The 17,760-nt window shown below is 71.1% G+C and carries 14 protein-coding genes; 13 read left to right on the top strand and 1 reads right to left on the bottom strand.

The features are described from left to right. Positions 1–24: 24 nt before the first annotated feature. From ACF1A1_RS26280 to ACF1A1_RS26270, 3 genes are all read left to right on the top strand, one after another. The gene (locus ACF1A1_RS26280; RefSeq protein ID WP_392003244.1) at positions 25–1,521 is read left to right on the top strand and encodes a VWA domain-containing protein; all 1,497 of its coding nucleotides are present in this window, start codon (positions 25–27) and stop codon (positions 1,519–1,521) included. After that, complete coding sequence (locus ACF1A1_RS26275) at positions 1,518–3,632, top strand: ABC transporter substrate-binding protein (protein ID WP_392003242.1); 2,115 nt, start codon at positions 1,518–1,520, stop codon at positions 3,630–3,632. The genes ACF1A1_RS26280 and ACF1A1_RS26275 overlap by 4 nt, the downstream gene beginning before the upstream one ends. 185 nt (positions 3,633–3,817) lie before the next feature. After that, positions 3,818–4,609 (top strand): enoyl-CoA hydratase, encoded by a 792-nt coding sequence (locus tag ACF1A1_RS26270; protein ID WP_392003241.1) that lies wholly within the window; start codon positions 3,818–3,820, stop codon positions 4,607–4,609. Positions 4,610–4,626: 17 nt separating this feature from the next. Here ACF1A1_RS26270 and ACF1A1_RS26265 read toward each other — a convergent pair whose 3' ends face one another. Continuing rightward, on the bottom strand, positions 4,627–5,628 hold the full coding sequence (locus ACF1A1_RS26265) for a LacI family DNA-binding transcriptional regulator (protein WP_392003362.1): 1,002 nt from the start codon (positions 5,626–5,628) through the stop codon (positions 4,627–4,629). A gap of 213 nt (positions 5,629–5,841) precedes the next feature. On the opposite strand from ACF1A1_RS26265, the gene iolC reads away from it, so the two are divergent. The 10 genes from iolC (at position 5,842) to ACF1A1_RS26215 (ending at position 17,677) form a co-directional block, all read left to right on the top strand. Further along, positions 5,842–6,810: a 5-dehydro-2-deoxygluconokinase gene (iolC, locus tag ACF1A1_RS26260; protein ID WP_392003239.1), complete on the top strand. Its 969-nt coding sequence runs from the start codon at positions 5,842–5,844 to the stop codon at positions 6,808–6,810. A gap of 4 nt (positions 6,811–6,814) precedes the next feature. Then, entirely contained in the window at positions 6,815–7,687 is an 873-nt protein-coding gene (locus ACF1A1_RS26255; RefSeq protein ID WP_392003238.1) for an aldolase, read from the top strand. Further along, positions 7,684–8,562 carry a 5-deoxy-glucuronate isomerase gene (gene iolB, locus ACF1A1_RS26250; protein ID WP_392003237.1) on the top strand — a complete coding sequence of 293 codons (879 nt, stop codon included), beginning with the start codon at positions 7,684–7,686 and terminating at the stop codon, positions 8,560–8,562. Before ACF1A1_RS26255 ends, iolB begins: the two co-directional genes overlap by 4 nt. After that, positions 8,562–10,445, top strand: coding sequence for a 3D-(3,5/4)-trihydroxycyclohexane-1,2-dione acylhydrolase (decyclizing) (iolD, locus tag ACF1A1_RS26245; protein ID WP_392003235.1), 1,884 nt, complete (start codon positions 8,562–8,564; stop codon positions 10,443–10,445). Before iolB ends, iolD begins: the two co-directional genes overlap by 1 nt. Before the next feature lie 12 nt (positions 10,446–10,457). Further along, positions 10,458–11,948: a CoA-acylating methylmalonate-semialdehyde dehydrogenase gene (locus ACF1A1_RS26240; RefSeq protein WP_392003234.1), complete on the top strand. Its 1,491-nt coding sequence runs from the start codon at positions 10,458–10,460 to the stop codon at positions 11,946–11,948. Positions 11,949–11,981: 33 nt separating this feature from the next. Next, complete coding sequence (locus ACF1A1_RS26235) at positions 11,982–12,932, top strand: TIM barrel protein (protein WP_392003233.1); 951 nt, start codon at positions 11,982–11,984, stop codon at positions 12,930–12,932. Between the two features lie 9 nt (positions 12,933–12,941). Further along, a complete protein-coding gene (locus tag ACF1A1_RS26230; protein WP_392003231.1) occupies positions 12,942–14,375 on the top strand; it encodes a sugar porter family MFS transporter in 1,434 nt (477 codons plus the stop codon). Positions 14,376–14,428: 53 nt separating this feature from the next. Then, on the top strand, positions 14,429–15,445 hold the full coding sequence (locus ACF1A1_RS26225) for a Gfo/Idh/MocA family protein (RefSeq protein WP_392003229.1): 1,017 nt from the start codon (positions 14,429–14,431) through the stop codon (positions 15,443–15,445). After that, the gene (locus ACF1A1_RS26220; RefSeq protein ID WP_392003227.1) at positions 15,442–16,311 is read left to right on the top strand and encodes a sugar phosphate isomerase/epimerase family protein; all 870 of its coding nucleotides are present in this window, start codon (positions 15,442–15,444) and stop codon (positions 16,309–16,311) included. Before ACF1A1_RS26225 ends, ACF1A1_RS26220 begins: the two co-directional genes overlap by 4 nt. A 364-nt stretch (positions 16,312–16,675) precedes the next feature. Then, positions 16,676–17,677 carry a substrate-binding domain-containing protein gene (locus ACF1A1_RS26215; RefSeq protein ID WP_392003226.1) on the top strand — a complete coding sequence of 334 codons (1,002 nt, stop codon included), beginning with the start codon at positions 16,676–16,678 and terminating at the stop codon, positions 17,675–17,677. Positions 17,678–17,760: the final 83 nt, after the last annotated feature.

The following is a 17,760-nucleotide window of genomic DNA, read 5'->3' as shown; positions in this document are numbered from 1 at the left end:
GACGAGGGCGAGGAACACGACACCGTGGACACAGGCGCATCCGGGAAGAGAGAGGCGGCGGGCATGCACGCGGCGGGAGGCGGGGCGGTGGGGAACGCCACGGTCGGCCTCGAGATCAGCCAGTGGAAGTACCTGTCCACCGAGGCGCGTGAGCCGCAGATGCACGCCATCCTGACGGTCGGGGCCGACGGCACGGCGAACGGCGGCGGGGCGGGCCCGGTACTCGCCCAGGTCCTGGCCGTGGACTGCTCCAGCTCGATGGCCTATCCGCAGGAGAAGCTCCGTGCCGCCCACCAGGCGGCCGTGGCGGCGCTGCGGATGCTGCCGGACGGCACCCCTTTCGCGGTGGTCCGGGGCACCCAGTCGGCGGCCATGGTCTATCCGCAGACCGAGACGATGGCCCGGGCGGACGCCCGCCGGCGAGCGGAGGCGGAGCAGGCCGTGCACCGTCTGATCGCGGGGGGTGGCACCTGTATCGGCAGCTGGCTCGACCTGTCCCGCCGGCTGCTGACGGAGCAGGACGCGCCCATCGGACACGTCCTGCTGCTCACCGACGGCAAGAACCAGCACGACGAGCTGATGCCGCTGTCGGACGTGCTGGAGGCGTGCGCCGGCCGCTTCGTCTGCGACGCCTGGGGCATCGGCGACGGCTGGGACGGCCGGGAGTTGCTGCGCATCACCAGCCGCCTGCACGGCGAGGCGTCCTCGGTCCGGGAGGAGGCCGCGCTCGCGGGGGAGTACGAGCAGTTGATGCACCGTCTGCTCGCGAAGAGCGTTCCCGAGCTGGTGATCTCGGTGACCCCGATGGCCGGGGCCGGGGTGCGCTACCTCAAGCAGGTCTTCCCTGCCGAGGTGGAGCTGGCCCCCGACGACGCGGGGCGCGACGACGGGACGCAGCGGTTCGTCACCCGTGCGTGGGGCGACGAGACCCGCCGCTACCAGCTGTGCCTGTCCGCCGACCCCACCGGGCGGCCCCGCGGCGAGGACCTGCAACTCGCGGTCGTCGCCCTCGAGGTGCCCGGCGGCGAGGGCGTACGGCTGTCGCCGCCCCAGCCGTGCGTCGTGCACTGGACCGACGATCCGGCCCTGTCCCGGCACACCGACGTCCAGGTCGTGCACTTCGAGCAGCACCAGAGGCTCGGCGAGGCCGTCGCGGCCGCGACCGACGCCCACCGCCGCGGTGAGCGCGACCTGGCGGAACACCACCTGGGCAGGGCCGTGCACCTCGCCCACGCCATCGACGCCGCCCAGTCGCTCGACCGGCTCGAACAGCTCGTGGAGATCGTCGACGCCGCCGCCGGGCGGGTCAGGCTCCGTCCCGGCGTGGCCGCCGTCGACTTCGAGCACCTCATCACCGCCAGCAGCCACAGCACGTACGGCCCCGGGTCGGGCTCCGCCGACGGCGTGGACCTCCTCGGACCGGCCGCGGCCACCGTGCGGTGCCCGGCCTGCGACGGGAAGGCTCCGGCGGGCGCGCGCTTCTGCCCGCTGTGCGGTCACCGGCTCCAGGATCGGCCGTGAGCACCACCGGGCGGGACCTGGCCCGCAGGCTCTGGTGGCTGCTGGGCCTCGGGGCCGCCACCACCCTCGTGCTGTTCGGCGCCTACCGGGGTGTGCACGACGACACCGTCCCGCTGGCGTCGTCGAGCACCCCGGGGATCCTGGCCGTGGACACCGCGAAGAACGCGCTGCAACGGGCGCACGCCGCCGTCGACGGGGGCGGGCCGGCGGGTGACACGACCGGTGAGTTCCACACGCAGATCTCGGTCGCCCACCAGAGCATCGCCGTCGCGGCGTCGGAGAACGTCACCGGCCTGGCGGACCGTCACACCCTGCAGACCGTCACCGGCCTGATCACCGTCTACTCGGCGTGGGTGGAGCGGGCCGGCCAGGAACCGAACGCCTCGCTGCGCCGGGCGTATCTGCACTACGCGGAACAGGGCCGGAACGACATCGTCGACCGCCTCGACGAGTTGCGGAACGAACAACTGGACGTCGCCGAGGAGCAGGCGTCCTTCCCCTGGCCGCTGCGACTGGGCTGGGGCGCGGTCCTGGTGCTGTGCCTCGCACTGTGCGCGGCGCTGGTCGAGGCGCAGCGGTTCGCGCGGCGCCGGTTCCGCCGCGCCGTGCACCCGCCCCTGCTCGCCGCCACCGTCCTGTGCGGGGCCGGGGTGGCGGTCCTCGGCTGGCTCACCGTGCGGGCGCACACGGCGATGGGCGACTCCCTCGCCGAGCTCCGCGAGACCCGGGCCGCGGACGAGATCCCCGAGGCCGGTGGGGACGTGGAGCGCTACCTGGCGGATGCCGGTTTCTGGGCGTCGCTGTCCGGGTGGGTCCTCGTCGGAGGCGTGTTGCTGATGACGTTGACGCTGGTGGGGCTGTGGCCGCGGATCTCCGAGTACCAGGGTGCCGCGATGAGACGGCCGCGCACCCGCACCCTCGGCATCGTCGGCGTCTGTCTGATCCTGCTCGTGGCGGGGGTCGCGGGTGTGCGCTGGGCGCGGGGCTGGACGGGATCGGTCACCGTCCTCGCCAACTGGAGCGGCGGCGAGAAGGAGCAGTTCGAGCGGGCCGTCCTCGAGTTCGAGGAGGAGCACCGCATCGACGTCGTCTACCAGGGCAGCAACGCCCTGAGCCAGGTGCTGGCCGCCGATCTGGCGGCCGGTACGCAACCCGACGTGGCCGTGCTGCCGGGACCGGGTGAACTGATGGCCTACGCGGCCGAGGGCAGACTCCAGCCGCTGGACGGCCTGTTCGAGGCCGGTGACTACGACGGCGTGTGGACGCCGAAAGTGGCGGGCGAGGACGGTCGGGAACACACGTACTGGCTGCCGGTCAAGACCGGCCTGAAGAGCATGGTGTGGCACGCGGGAGACGTGTCGGAGGACGAGATGGCCGAGGTCGGCGGCGAACCCGGCGGCTGGTGCCTGGCCTTGGAGTCCGGCGCGACCTCCGGCTGGCCGGGCACCGACTGGGTGGAGGACATCCTGCTCCAGCAGGCCGGCCCGCGGGTCTACGAGCAGTGGGCGACCGGCGACCTCGCGTGGACGGACGCGCGGGTCCGAAAGGCCTGGGAGACCTGGGGCGACCTGGTGGGCGCGGGCGACGGGAACCGCGTCGAGCGAGCGCTGACGGACCCCTTCGGCCAGGCCTGCCCGCAGCAGCGCCTGGAGCACCAGGGGTCGTTCCGCGACGCCGACTGGAAGCACGCCGACGGCGACTTCGTCCACTCCGCCGAGGTGATTCCCGGCGCCCGGCCGGACTCCGACCACTGGGAGGTCTCCGGCGACCTCGCGGCCATGCTGAACGCGACGGACGAGGCCAGGAAGCTGATCCGTTTCCTGGCCGATCCCGGTACCGGGCTGCCGGACTTCACGGCCAACAGGAAGGCCGCCGCACCGGACGGCCAGGAGGAGCCGGTGAAGCGGAGGATCGGCACGATCCTGCGCGACTCGCGGCAGACGCTCTGCTGGGACGCGTCGGACACCATGCCCCCGGCCCTGCGCAACGCCTTCCACCAGGCGGTCCTGCACTTCCTCGTCGCGCCCGACGGGCTGGAGGACCAGTTGCGACGGCTGGACGCCCTGCGCGACGACCGGGGCCCGACGCTCCCGGTCTGCGGCGGCGGCTGAGCGGTCACGTCGACGCACCGCCGTGGCAGCCGTCCGGTTCAGGCCGGGTTGCGGCCGAGCTGCCGCCGGTGAACGACTCGCGCAAAGGGGGCAACCCCGTGGACGCGGTCCGTCGGGAGGGCGGGCCCTGGCAAGGTGTCCGGGGAGGACCTCGTCGACCGTCCGGCAGACCAGCAAGGAGCAGCATGAACGAGCCGCGGGCACACCGGCCACTCGTCCACCAGGAGATCCGGGACACGGTGGCGGTGCTCCGCCTGGACGACCCGGACCGCCGTAACGTCCTGTCGCCGCGGATGGTGCGGGACCTGGTCGACGCCGTCGAGGCGTGCGAGCAGGACGACGCCGTCGGCGCGATCGTGCTCACGGGCGCGGGCCCGGCCTTCTGCGCGGGTGCCGAACTGGACAACCTGCTGGCCGCCGCCGAGGGCGAGGAGCACCGGCTGCGGGAGGTGTACGCGGGCTTCCTGCGGGTGGCCTCGTGCCGGTTGCCGACCATCGCCGCCGTCAACGGCCCCGCGGTGGGGGCGGGGCTCAATCTCGCCCTGGCCTGCGACATCCGGCTGGCCTCCGAAGAGGCCCTGTTCGACTGCCGGTTCGCCCGGCTCGGACTGCACCCGGGCGGCGGGCACACCTGGATGCTCACCCGCGCCGTCGGCCACCAGAGGGCCGCCACCATGCTCCTGCTCTCCCAGCCGCTCAGCGGGCGGGAGGCCGCCGACGCAGGACTGGCGCTGCGCTGCCTTCCCGGCGCCGGACTCGTCGAGGAGGCGGTGGCCCTCGGCGGGCGGGCCGCGGGAACCGACCCCGCCCTGCTGCGCACGATCAAGCAGAGCCTGTACGAGAGCGGCGCGGAACCCGACTTCACGCGGATGGTCGACGTCGAGTTCGACCGCCAGGTGCGCTCCCTGCACCAGCCCGCGTTCAAGGAAGCCATGGAACGGGTCCGCGCGCGGCGCCGCACGGACCCTCGGACCTGAGGGGGATCACCGAGCTGTCAGGCCGGCCCCTCCGGGGCCGGCCCGCTCGTGCCCCGCACCACCAGTTTCGGATCCAGCACCGCCTCCCGCGGTGCCAACTCCGCGTTCTCCAGGCGCTCCACGGCGAACCGGACCGCGTGCTCGGCCATGAGGACCGAGTCCTGGCGGACGGTGGTCAGGCCGATCGGCATCAGGTGGGAGAGGTGGCTGTCGTCGTAGCCGACGACGGACAGGTCGCGCGGCACCTCGACACCGGCCCGGGTCAGGGACATCAACAGGCCCATCGCGCTGCGGTCGTTCCCGGCGAGGACCGCCGTCGGCAGGTCCTGCCCCCAGTCGCGCTCGGCCAGCAGCAGACGCCCGGTCTCGATGCCCGACTGCTCGGTGTGGTCGCCGGGAATCACCCGTACCTCCGACTCCAGCCCGTGCCGGCGCATCGCGGCCCGGTAGGCGCGCCGCCGCTCCGCCGAACCGGGGCCACGGCCGCCGTCGATGTGCACGATCCGGCGGTGCCCCAGCTCGACCAGGTGGTCCATGGCCTGCCGTATGCCCTTGCCCTCGGCGGTGTGCACGCTGTCGACCCGGGCGTGGGGGACCCGGCGGCCGACCGAGACGGCGACCGTACGGTGTCCGAGGGCGTCGAGGTCGGCGGTCGCCGTGTCCGGGCCCAGCAGGATCACCGCCTCGCAGCGGTGGCCGAGCAGCGCCTCGACGGCCTTTGCCTCGCCGCGCCCCTGGGCGGTGGCGGAGAGCAGCACCTCGTAGCCGAGCCGCTCGGCCTCGGGATAGATGCCCTCCACGAGGTCGGCGTGGAAGGTCTGGTGGACGGTGAACATGACGCCGAGGGTGCGGCTGCGGCCGCGGGCCAGCAGCCGGGCCGCGTTGTCGGGGTGGTAGCCGATCTCGTCGGCGACGCGCAGGACCCGTTCGCGGGTCTCCTGGCTCGCCCCCGGCTGGTCACGGAAGATGATCGAGACGAGAGCCCTGGACACGCCGGCCTTCGCGGCGACGTCCGCCATCGTGGGCCGCTGCTTGCCCGATGCGTTCACCTGTGAACCACCCTTCGACGCGCCCACTGTACGGGCACCCCCTGAAATCTCCCGGCAACAAGCTATTGACATGACATTTGGACAGGGGTCATCGTACTCGCACTAGAGCGCGCTAGTAGAGCGCGGCAGTGATCCTCCGTGACAAGTACCCGAAAGTCTCCCGGAGCGAAGGGAAACCGCGAAATGCCGTGGGAAGTGCTGACCGTGGGCCGTGTGGGAGTGGACGTGTATCCGCTCCAGACGGGCGTGGGGCTGGGGGAGGTCACGTCGTTCGGCAAGTACCTGGGGGGCAGCCCGACCAACGTCGCCGTGGCCGCGGCCCGGTACGGCCGCTCGTCGGCTGTGATCACCAAGACGGGCCGGGACCCGTTCGGCGACTTCGTCCGCACGGCGCTGGAGGGTTACGGCGTAGGCACCTGCTTCGTGGGGACGTCGGGCATCGCGCCGACTCCGGTGACGTTCTGCGAGATCTTCCCGCCGGACGACTTCCCGCTGTACTTCTACCGGCTGCCGAAGGCTCCCGACCTGGACATCCGCCCGGAGGAGCTGGACCTGGACGCGGTGCGTGACGCGCGGGTCTTCTGGTTCACGGGGACGGGACTGAGCGAGGAGCCGAGCCGTTCGGCGACCCTGGCCGCACTGGCCCACCGGGCGAAGGCCCGCACGACCGTCTTCGACCTGGACTGGCGGCCGATGTTCTGGGCGGACCCGGCCGAGGCACGCGCGTACTACGCCGAGGCCCTGCGCCACACCACGGTCGCGGTGGGCAACCTCGACGAGTGCGAGGTGGCCACCGGCGAGCGCGAGCCGTACGCCGCCGCGAAGGCGCTGCTCGCGGCCGGTGTGGAGCTGGCGGTGGTGAAGCAGGGGCCGAAGGGGGTCCTGGCCATGGACCGGGACGGCTCGGTCGCCGAGATCCCGCCGGTCCCGGTGGACGTCGTCAACGGCCTCGGCGCCGGTGACGCCTTCGGCGGGGCGCTGTGCCACGGGCTGCTGTCCGGCTGGGACACCCGGCGCACGGTCACCTTCGCCAACGCCGCCGGCGCCATCGTCGCGAGCCGGCTCTCCTGCTCCGACGCGATGCCGACGGCCGCGGAGGTCGAGTCCAAGCTGCGCGAGGCGAGCCTCGCCCCCACCGAACGAAAGGCGTGACGAGGTGCTGTCCGACAACGTGAGCCGCATCGTGGAGGCCCGGGTCAACGACCCCGGGTCCGTCGCCGCAGCGGCCGCCCGACGTGTCAGAGCCACGTCTCTCCTCGGCGAGCACGGCAAGGCGATGATCATCGCCGCCGACCATCCGGCACGCGGCGCCAACGGCGTCGGCGGTGACCCCTCCGCCATGGCCGACCGCTCCCGACTGCTCGACCGGCTGTGCACGGCGCTGGAGCGTCCGGGTGTGACCGGTGTGCTGGCCACCGCCGACATCCTGGAGGACCTGCTGCTGCTCGGCGTCCTGGACGGCAAGAGCGTCTTCGGCTCCATGAACCGCGCCGGTCTCGCGGGCTCGGTCTTCGAGATCGACGACCGATTCACCGGCTACGACGCCGCCACGATCGCCGCGATGCGTTTCGACGGCGGCAAGATGCTCACGCGCATCGCGCTGGAGGACCCGGCGACCCCGTCCGTCCTGGAGAACACCGCCCGCGCCGTCGACGAGTTGAACGACCGCCACCTCATCGCGATGGTCGAGCCGTTCCTGTCGGTGTGGCAGGACGGGAAGATCCGCAACGACCTCTCCACAAACGCCGTGATCAAGTCGGTCACCATCGCCTCCGGGCTGGGCCGCCGTACCGCCTACACCTGGCTGAAGCTGCCGGTCGTGGAGGACATGGAGCGGGTGCTGGCCTCCTCGACGCTGCCGGCGCTGCTGCTGGGCGGGGAGGTCAAGGACGCCGACGCCGCCTTCGCCTCCTGGGGCAAGGCGCTGAAGCAGCCCACCGCGCAGGGTCTGGTCGTGGGACGCTCCCTGCTCTATCCCTCGGACGGCGATGTCGCCGGGGCGGTGGACCGGGCGGTGAGCCTGCTGTGACCGACACCGGCAAGCACCACCTCCCCGCGGGGACTTCGGCCGACGGCCCCTACGACGTCCTGGTCACGCCCGAGTCGGCGGGCTGGGGATACTCCGGCCTCAGGATCCTGACCCTGGAGCCGGGAGAGACGCACGCCCTGCGCACCGGGGACTCGGAGTTCCTGGTCCTTCCGCTGACCGGTGGCTGCACCGTCACCGTGGACGGCCGGTCCTTGGAACTGGACGGCCGCACGGACGTCTTCACCTCGGTCACCGACTTCGCGTACCTCCCCCGGGAGTCGGAGGTCCTCATCGGCAGCGCGCGCGGGGGCCGGTTCGCACTGCCCTCCGCCCGCACACAACGGCGCGGCTTCCCCGCTCGGTACGGGCCCAAGGAGGACGTGCCCGTCGAGCTGCGCGGCGCGGGCGCCTGCTCGCGGCAGGTCAACAACTACTGCCTGCCCGGCACCTTCGAGGCCGAGCAGCTCCTGGTGTGCGAGGTCCTCACGCCCGGCGGCAACTGGTCGTCGTACCCGCCCCACAAGCACGACGAGGCACGGCCGGGGGCGGAGTCCGAGCTGGAGGAGATCTACTACTTCGAGGTCGCGGGCGAGGGCGGGTTCGGCTACCAGCGGGTGTACGGCACTGCCGAGCGGCCCATCGACGTGCTGGCCGAGGTCCGCTCCGGCGACACGGTGCTGATCCCGCACGGCTGGCACGGCCCGTCGATCGCCGCGCCCGGCTACGACCTGTACTACCTCAACGTCATGGCCGGTCCCGGGCAGGACCGCGCCTGGCTGATCTGCGACGACCCCGCCCATGGGTGGGTGCGTTCGACGTGGGACTCCCAGGACGTCGACGACCGGCTGCCGTTCGGGGCCAAGGAGAACGAGTGATGGAAACGATCAGGCTGACCACCGCGCAGGCTCTCGTCCGCTTCCTGGCGAACCAGTACAGCGAGCGCGACGGCCAGGAGCAGCGCCTCATCCCCGGGGTGTGGGGCATCTTCGGCCACGGCAACGTGGCCGGCGTCGGGCAGGCCCTCCTCCAGGCCGCTGTCACCCAAGAGGCCGATCTCCCCTATTACCTGGCGCGCAACGAGCAGGGCATGGTCCACGCCTCGGTGGCGTACGCCAAGATGCGCGACCGGCTGGCGACCTTCGCCTGCACGGCGTCGACCGGCCCCGGCTCGACGAACATGATCACGGGCGCGGCGCTGGCGACGACCAACCGGCTGCCGGTCCTGCTGCTGCCGTCCGACATGTTCGCCACCCGCGCCGCCGACCCGGTCCTCCAGCAGTTGGAGGACACCCGGGGCGGGGACGTCACCGTCAACGACGCCTTCCGCGCCGTGTCGAAGTACTTCGACCGCATCCAGCGTCCCGAGCAGCTCATCCCGGCCGCGCTGGCCGCGATGCGCGTGCTGACCGACCCGGTGGAGACCGGCGCCGTAACGCTGGCGCTGCCGCAGGACGTGCAGGCCGAGGCCTACGACTGGCCGGTGTCGTTCTTCCGGCGCCGGGTGTGGCACATCGGGCGTCCGGTGCCGGAGCCGGCCGCCGTCGAGCGGGCTGCCGCGCTGCTGCGCACCGCGAGGAAGCCGCTGATCGTGGCCGGCGGCGGCACCGTCTACTCCGGTGCCGAGACCGCCCTGCGCGCCTTCGCCGAAGGCACCGGCATCCCGGTCGCCGACACCCACGCCGGCAAGGGCGCCGTGTCCTGGGACCACCCCTGCGCCGTCGGCGGCATCGGCTCCACCGGCTCCTACGCCGCCAACGAGCTGGCGAAGGACGCCGATGTCGTTCTCGGTATCGGCACCCGGTACTCGGACTTCACCACCGCCAGCCACACCGTCTTCGGCAACCCCGACGTCACCTTCGTCAACCTCAACGTCGCCCGCCTGGACGCCGTCAAGCACTCGGCGGAACCGCTGGTGGCCGACGCCCGACTCGGCATCGAGGCCCTCGCGGGGGCGCTGGCCGGATGGGAGGTCGACCCGGAGTACCGGGACCGGACGCGCCGGCTCATCGCGCGAACCCGGCAGATCGAGGAGGAGTGCTTCGCACCCGGCCGCAACACCGGCGAACTGCCCGCCCAGACCCAGATCCTGGGCGCGCTCAACGACGTCCTGGGCGACCGTGACGTGGTCATCAACGCGGCCGGGTCCATGCCCGGCGATCTGCAACAACTCTGGCGCGCCCGGGACCCGAAGGCCTACCACGTCGAGTACGCCTACTCGTGCATGGGCTACGAGGTCGCCGCCGGCGTCGGGGCCAAGATGGCCGACCCCTCACGTGAGGTCGTCGTCCTGGTCGGGGACGGCTCGTATCTGATGATGGCTCAGGAGATCGTGACCATGGTCTCCGAAGGGCTGAAGGTCATCATCGTCCTCGTCCAGAACCACGGCTTCGCCTCCATCGGCGCCCTCTCGGAATCCCTCGGCTCACAGCGCTTCGGCACCAAGTACCGCTACCGCGACGGCGATTCCGGCCTCCTCAACGGCGACGTGCTGCCCGTCGACCTCGCCGCCAACGCCTCCTCACTGGGTGCGGACGTCCTGCACGCCACCACCGTCGAGGAATTCCGTACGGCGATGGAGAAGGCTCGGGCCGCGAGCCGCACCACCGTGGTCCACGTCGAGACCGACCTGTACGGGCCGAACCCGCCCGGCCACGGCTGGTGGGACGTCCCCGTCAGCGAGGTCTCCGCCCTGGACTCCACCCAGGCCGCGTACGAGACGTACGCCGCCCACAAGCAGTCCCAGCGCCACTACCTGTAAGGACACCCTCACGTGAAGACTATTCAGCACTGGATCGACGGCTCGGCCGTCCCCGGCTCGGACACCGCCCCGGTGTTCAACCCGGCCACCGGCGCCGAGCAGGCGCGGGTGGTTCTGGGCGGCTCCGCCGATGTTGACGCGGCGGTCGTCGCCGCCGCGCGCGCCTTCGAGACCTGGTCGGAATCCTCGCTCTCCCAGCGCACCCAGGTGATGTTCGCCTTCCGTCAGCTCCTCGTCGAGCACGAGGAGGAACTGGGCCGGATCATCTCCGCCGAGCACGGCAAGACCGTCGACGACGCCCGCGGCGAGATCACCCGCGGCCGGGAGGTCGTCGAGTTCGCCTGCGGCCTCGGCGACATCCTCAAGGGCAACTTCTCCGACCAGGTCTCCCGCGGCGTCGACGTCCACAACTTCCGCCAGCCGCTGGGGGTCGTCGCGGGCATCACGCCGTTCAACTTCCCGGCGATGGTGCCGCTGTGGATGCACCCCATCGCCATCGCCACCGGCAACACCTTCATCCTCAAGCCGAGCGAGCGCGATCCGTCCGCCGCGAACTTCGTCGCCGAGCTGTACAAGAAGGCCGGTCTGCCCGACGGCGTCTTCAACGTCGTCCACGGCGGCAAGCCCGCCGTCGACGCGATCCTCACCCACCCCCACATCCAGGCCGTCTCCTTCGTCGGGTCGACACCGATCGCCAAGTACGTCCACGAGCAGGCCACCGCCCACGGCAAGCGCGTCCAGGCCCTCGGCGGCGCCAAGAACCACGCCGTCGTCCTCCCCGACGCCGACCTGGAGTTCGCCGCCAACCACATCACCGCAGGCGCCTACGGCTCCGCCGGCGAACGCTGCATGGCCGTCTCCGTCGCCGTAGCCGTCGGCGACGCCGCCGACGCACTGGTGGAGATCCTCCAGCGCAAGGCCCGCGAAGTGAAGGTCGGACCCGGCGACGAGCCGGGTGTGGAGATGGGCCCGCTGGTCACCAAGGCCGCCCAGGAGCGTGTCGAGACCGCCGTCGGCACCGCCCACGCCCAGGGCGCCACCGTCGTCGTCGACGGACGCGGCCTGAAGATCGACGGACACGAAGACGGCTTCTTCACCGGCCCGTCCCTCCTCGACCACGTCACCACCGAGATGGACGCCTACAAAGAGGAGTTGTTCGGCCCGGTCCTGGCCATCGTGCGCGCCGACACCCTCGACGAGGCCATCGGCCTCATCAACGCCAACCCCTACGGCAACGGCACCGCACTGTTCACCGCCTCCGGCGAAGCAGCCCGCCGATTCCAGCGCAACGTCCACGTCGGCATGATCGGCGTCAACGTCCCCGTGCCCGTGCCGATGTCGTACTACTCCTTCGGCGGCTGGAAGGACTCCCTCGTCGGCGACTCCCCCATCCACGGCCCCGAAGGCATCCGCTTCTACACCCGCCCCAAGGTCGTCACCACCCGCTGGCCCCAGCCCGCACAACAGGTCACCGCGGGATTCGACTTCCCCACCTCCAGCTGAGTCCCCCCGTCCCCTCTCCCCGAAGGAAACGTCATGGCAACGGCGCCATCCACTCCCCGCGTCATCGCGGGCAACCTGTGTCTGGGTTCGGCCCCCGACTCCTGGGGCGTGTGGTTCCCCGAGGACGAGCACCAGGTTTCCCCCACCCGCTTCCTCGACGAGCTCGCGCAGGCCGGCTACAAGTGGCTGGAACTCGGCCCGTACGGCTACCTGCCCACCGACCCGCAGCGGCTGAGGGCGGAACTCGACGCGCGCGGGCTACAGGTCTCCGGCGGCACCGCCTTCGGCGCCCTGCACCGCCCCGAGGCCTGGGACGACATGCTCGCCCACGTCCGCCAGGTCGCCACCCTGACCGCCGCCGCCGGCGCCCACCACCTCGTCCTCATCCCGCCGATGTACCGGGACGAGAAGACCGGCGCGTTCACCGAGTCCCCGGAGCTGACCGCGGAGCAGTGGGCCGGCTTCGGCAAGGCCGCCGACCGGCTCGGCAAGCTCCTCCTCGACGAGTACGACGTACGCCTGGTCGTCCACCCCCACGCCGACAGCCACATCCAGACCCAGCCGGAGATCGAGCGGCTGCTCAACGAGTCCGACGCCCGCTACACCAACCTCTGCCTGGACACCGGCCACGTCGCCTACGGCGGCGGCGACAACCTCGACCTGATCCGCCGCTTCGGCGAACGCGTCGGCTACGTCCACATCAAGCAGATGGACCCCACCGTCCTGGCCCAGGTCGCCGCCGAAAACCTCTCCTTCGGCGAGGCCGTCAAGCGCGGGGTGTGCGTGTCACCCCCCGCGGGCGTCCCGAACCCGGCCGACGTCGTCACCGAACTCGCGCGCCTGGACGCGGAGTTGTTCGTGATCGTCGAACAGGACCTGTACCCCTGCGCGCCCGAGGTACCGCTGCCCATCGCGCTCAGCACCCGCGAGCACCTGGCCGGCTGCGGCCTGACCGGAACCCGACGCCCGACCGTCAACCAGTAGGAGGTGGCCATGGACGTCACGAACGAAACGCCCCAGGCCCCCACCCCGGCCACCGCCGTCCCGGACGAGGCCCCGCCGGCCGTCTCCCGGCGGCTGCGGCTGATCACTCTCATCGCCACGTTCGGTGGTCTGCTCTTCGGCTACGACACCGGCGTCATCAACGGCGCCCTGCCCTACATGACCGACGACCTGGGCCTGACCCCGGTCACCGAGGGCATGGTCACCAGCAGCCTCCTGCTGGGTGCCGCCCTCGGCGCGGTCGCCGGTGGCCGGCTGTCGGACGCCCGCGGACGGCGGCGCACGATCCTGGTGCTGGCCGCGCTGTTCTTCGTCGGCGCGCTCGGCTGCACCCTCGCCCCCACCACGGCGATCATGGTCGTGGCCCGCTTCGTGCTCGGCCTGGCGGTCGGCGGTGCCTCGGTGACCGTGCCGGTCTATCTCGCGGAGGTCTCCCCCGCCGAACGCCGCGGCGCCCTGGTCACCCGCAACGAACTGATGATCGTCAGCGGTCAGTTGCTGGCCTTCACCTTCAACGCGATCATCGCCCGGGTCGGCGGTGAGTCCGGTGGCGTCTGGCGCTGGATGCTCGTCATCGCCACCCTCCCCGCCGTCGTCCTCTGGTTCGGCATGCTCGTCATGCCGGAGAGCCCCCGCTGGCTGGCCTCCAAGACCCGCTTCGGCGAAGCCCTGGACGTCCTCAAGCAGGTCAGGTCCCAGCAGCGCGCCGAAGCCGAACTCGCCGAGGTCTCCGCGCTCGCCGTGAGGGAGGAGCAGGAGAACCTCGGCGGCTGGAAGGACCTCAGGGCCACCCCCTGGCTGCGCAAACTGATGCTCGTCGGCTTCGGCATCGCGATCGTGCAGCAGATCACCGGCGTCAACACGATCATGTACTACGGCACCCAGATCCTCACCGACGCCGGCTTCGCCTCCGACAGCGCGCTCACGGCGAACATCGCCAACGGCGTGATCTCGGTACTGGCCACCTTCGTCGGCATCTGGCTCCTCGGCCGAGTACCGCGGCGGCCGATGCTGATGACCGGCCAGATTGGCACCACTCTCGCCCTGCTGCTGATCGGCGTCTTCTCCCTGGCGCTGCCCGCCGGTGATCCCCGGGCGTTCGCCGTGCTGGCGATGACGGTCACCTTCCTCGCCTTCCAGCAGGGCGCGATCTCTCCGGTGACCTGGCTGATGCTGTCGGAGATCTTCCCGATGCGGATGCGCGGCTTCGGCATGGGTGTCGCGGCCGTGGTGCTCTGGCTGACCAACTTCGTCATCGGCCTGGTCTTCCCCTCCCTGGTCTCCGGGATCGGCGTCTCCAACACCTTCTTCCTGTTCGTGGTGGCGGGGATCTTCTCCCTCACCTTCGTGAAGCTCTACGTCCCCGAGACCAAGGGCCGCACGCTCGAAACCCTGGAAGCCGAACTCAGGGCGCGCTTCTCCTGACCCCCTCCCGCCCCGGGCCGACGGCGGCCCGGGGCCGCAGAAAGGACCTACCCATGACTGTGCGCGTAGGCGTCATCGGCGCCGGCTGGATCGGCCACGAGCACATCCGGCGCCTCACCGACACCGTCACCGGGGCCCGCGTCACCGCGGTCACCGACATCGACGCCGCCCGCGCCGAGGAGGCGGCGGCACGGGTCGGCGCCCGAGTGCTGCCCGACGGCGCGGCCCTGATCGCGGCGGACGACGTGGACGCCGTCCTCGTCACCTCCTGGGGGCCGACGCACGCCGAGCACGTGCTGAACGCCATCGCGGCCGGGAAACCGGTGTTCTGCGAGAAGCCCCTCGCCACGACCGCCGAGGACTGCCTGAAGATCGTCGAGGCGGAGACGGCCCACGGCCGCCGTCTCGTCCAGGTGGGCTTCATGCGCCGCTACGACGCCGGCTACCGGCAGATGAAGCAGGTCATCGACTCCCGCCGCATCGGTGAGCCGCTGATCGTGCACTGCGCGCACCGCAACCCGACCGTCCCGGAGTCGTACACCTCCGCCATGGCCGCCCTGGACACCGCGGTGCACGAGGTGGACGTCCTGCGCTGGCTCCTCGACGACGAGATCGTCTCCGCGCAGGTGGTCACGCCGCGCGCCACCGGCAAGCGGTTCGAGCACCTCAAGGACCCGCAGATCATGCTCTTCGAGACCGCCGAGGGCGTCCGCATCGATCTGGAGGTCTTCGTCAACTGCCAGTACGGCTACGACATCCAGTGCGAGGTGGTCGGCGAGGAGGGGCTGGTCCGGCTGCCCGACCCGGCCGCGGTCGGCGTGCGCAGCGCGGGACGGCACACGACCGACGTCCTGACGGACTGGGTGGGGCGCTTCGCGGACGCCTTCGACACCGAGTTCCGCGAGTGGATCGCGAACCTCGCGGCGGGCACCGAGCCCACCGGCCCCTCCGCCTGGGACGGCTACGCCGCCACCGTCATCACCAGCGCGACCGTCGAGGCCCTGGAATCGGGCCGCGTGATCGCCACCGACCTCGAGCCCCGGCCCGCTTTCTACGGAGGCGCCGCATGAAAATCGCCCTCGACCCGTACATGTTCCGCGCCCTGCCCATCGACGAGATGGTGCGCACGGTCGCCGAACTCGGCTACGAGTACATCGAGTTGTCGCCGCGCGACGACTTCATGCCGTTCTTCCTCCACCCGCGCGCCGACGACGAGCGGATCGGGCAGCTGAAGAACTCCCTGCGCACGCACGGCGTGCAGCTCTCCTCCGTGCTGCCGCTGTACAAGTGGTCCTCACCCGACGAGACCGAACGGCAGGCCGCCGTCCGCTACTGGAAGCGGATGATCGAGATCACCGCCGACCTCGGATGCCCGCTGATGAATTCCGAGTTCAACGGCCGCCCCGAACGCGCCGCCGAGAGCGAGGCCGCCTTCTGGCGGTCCATGGAGGAACTGCTGCCGGTGTTCGAGCGGGAAGGCATCGCTCTGAACCTGGAGGCCCACCCGGACGACTTCTGCGAGGAGAACACCCCCGCGGTCGACCTGGTCCGCGCGATCAACAGGCCCTGGGTGAACTACCTCTACTGCGCCCCGCACAGCTTCCACCTCTCCGGCCCCTCGCAGGTCGGCGCGGACATCGCCGCGATGATGCGCTACGCCGGCGACAAGCTGAAGCACGTCCACATCGCCGACTCCTTCAACCACAAGGGCTCCTCCGGGCTGCGCTACATCCTCAACCCGCCCGGCACCACCGCCCGCATCCACCAGCACCTCGACATCGGCCAGGGCGAAGTCGACTGGGACGCCTTCTTCGGCACCCTCCGCGAACTCGGCTTCGACGGAGTCGCCACCGCCTGTGTCTTCGCCTGGGAAGAGCGGGCCCGCGAATCCTCCGCGTTCATGCTGGACCGCATCACCAAGGAACTCGCCACCTGAACGCGAAATGACGGGAAATTAATTGGCCCGAGCGCCTGATAAATAAATACCGAAGCGAAAGCCTTGCCGAGCACTGACCCCGCCCGGCAAGGCCCTTTCGCCTGCCCAAAAACGGCACTTGAGCAGCGGTAAAGGTACGCCCGAAGCCGTTACCCGTTCGTTTGAATTCATCCTGCCTCACCGTATTGACACCTTCGGCCAAACGGGCGCTAATTTTCGCCAAAGAGGTCACCGGCCGCGCCACGGAAAATTCAGGACCTCGTCTCTTTCTCCCCCGTACTTATTCCTCCACAGGAGAGGTAGGACCATGCCGCACTCCGCTCACTCGCCCAGAGCAGCCCGAAGAACCCGCCGGGTCTCCGGCTTGCGCGCACTCGCCGTCGTCCCCGCACTGGCTCTGCTCGCGGTGGGCTGCTCCCAGGCCTCGGACGGCACCGCCTCGGCCTCCGGCAAGGGCACGTCGCTGGGGTCGGGCCTCGGCAGCAAGGCCAAGGACCGCAAGGTCACCTTCCTGCTCCCCCAGGACCCCGGAGACCCGTTCTGGACCACCATCGCGCAGGGTGCCAAGGACGCCGCGCAGTTGCTCGACCTCGACCTGAACATGCAGACCAGCTCGGGCGACCAGGCCAAGTACAACGACCTCATCGGCAGCGCGGTCGCCGACAAGCCCGCGGCTCTGGCCGTCGTCCTGGACGACCCCAACAAGTACACCGAGAACGTCTGCGCGGCCCAGAAGGCCGGCATCCCCGTGATGAGCTACAACATCACCCAGGAGGGCGCGGTCGGCGCCTGCACCCTCGGCTTCGTCGGACAGGACTTCGAAGAGGTCGGCTATCTGCTCGGCAAGCGTCTCCTCGCCGACCACCCCGACATCGGCAAGGGTGACACCGTCCTCACCCCCGTGGAGTTCCCGGACCAGGTGTACGCGGTCCAGCGCCACGCCGGCGTCAAGCGCGCCCTGGACGAGGTGGGCGCCAGGACGGACATCCTCGGCACCGGCATCGAGGACTCCGCCGCCCTGGACAAGATCACGCAGTATCTGCTCGGCCACAAGAAGACGGCCGCCGTCGTCCCGCTGGGCGGAACCCCGCACCGCAACGTCGTCAAGGCCATGGAGGACTCCGGTGTGCAGGTGCCCGTCGTCGGCTTCGACCTGGCACCGCAGATCGTCACCGGTATCAAGTCCGGCGCCATCGACGCGGCGGCCGACCAGCAGGGCTACGTCCAGGGCTTCCAGACGGTCGTGCAGCTCGGTCTGAAGCTCGACTTCGGTCTCAGCCCGGCCGACATCAACTCCGGTGGCAGCGGCCTGGTCGACAAGTCCAACGTCGGCATCGCCGAGGAACTCGCCGGCAAGGTCCGCTGACCCGCGCCGTCCGGACCTCCGGCACACCCCCTCACCCGCCGACGATTCGGCTCGGGGCGGCCAGGCGCCATCGGCCGGCCGCC

The organism is Streptomyces sp. NPDC014995 (assembly GCF_043080745.1).
Classification (GTDB): Bacteria; Actinomycetota; Actinomycetes; order Streptomycetales; family Streptomycetaceae; genus Streptomyces.
Note: the sequence above shows the minus strand (reverse complement) of the source record. Positions and strands in the feature narration are given on the sequence as shown.

Bases quoted from the DNA above. Each gene is read 5' to 3' on its own strand.
- ACF1A1_RS26230 (WP_392003231.1), top strand. From the start codon at position 12,942: ATGGACGTCACGAACGAAACGCCCCAGGCCCCCACCCCGGCCACCGCC.
- iolC (WP_392003239.1), top strand. From the start codon at position 5,842: ATGCCGTGGGAAGTGCTGACCGTGGGCCGTGTGGGAGTGGACGTGTAT.
- ACF1A1_RS26225 (WP_392003229.1), top strand. From the start codon at position 14,429: ATGACTGTGCGCGTAGGCGTCATCGGCGCCGGCTGGATCGGCCACGAG.
- ACF1A1_RS26235 (WP_392003233.1), top strand. From the start codon at position 11,982: ATGGCAACGGCGCCATCCACTCCCCGCGTCATCGCGGGCAACCTGTGT.
- ACF1A1_RS26220 (WP_392003227.1), top strand. From the start codon at position 15,442: ATGAAAATCGCCCTCGACCCGTACATGTTCCGCGCCCTGCCCATCGAC.
- ACF1A1_RS26270 (WP_392003241.1), top strand. From the start codon at position 3,818: ATGAACGAGCCGCGGGCACACCGGCCACTCGTCCACCAGGAGATCCGG.
- ACF1A1_RS26265 (WP_392003362.1), bottom strand. From the start codon at position 5,628: ATGGCGGACGTCGCCGCGAAGGCCGGCGTGTCCAGGGCTCTCGTCTCG.
- iolD (WP_392003235.1), top strand. From the start codon at position 8,562: ATGGAAACGATCAGGCTGACCACCGCGCAGGCTCTCGTCCGCTTCCTG.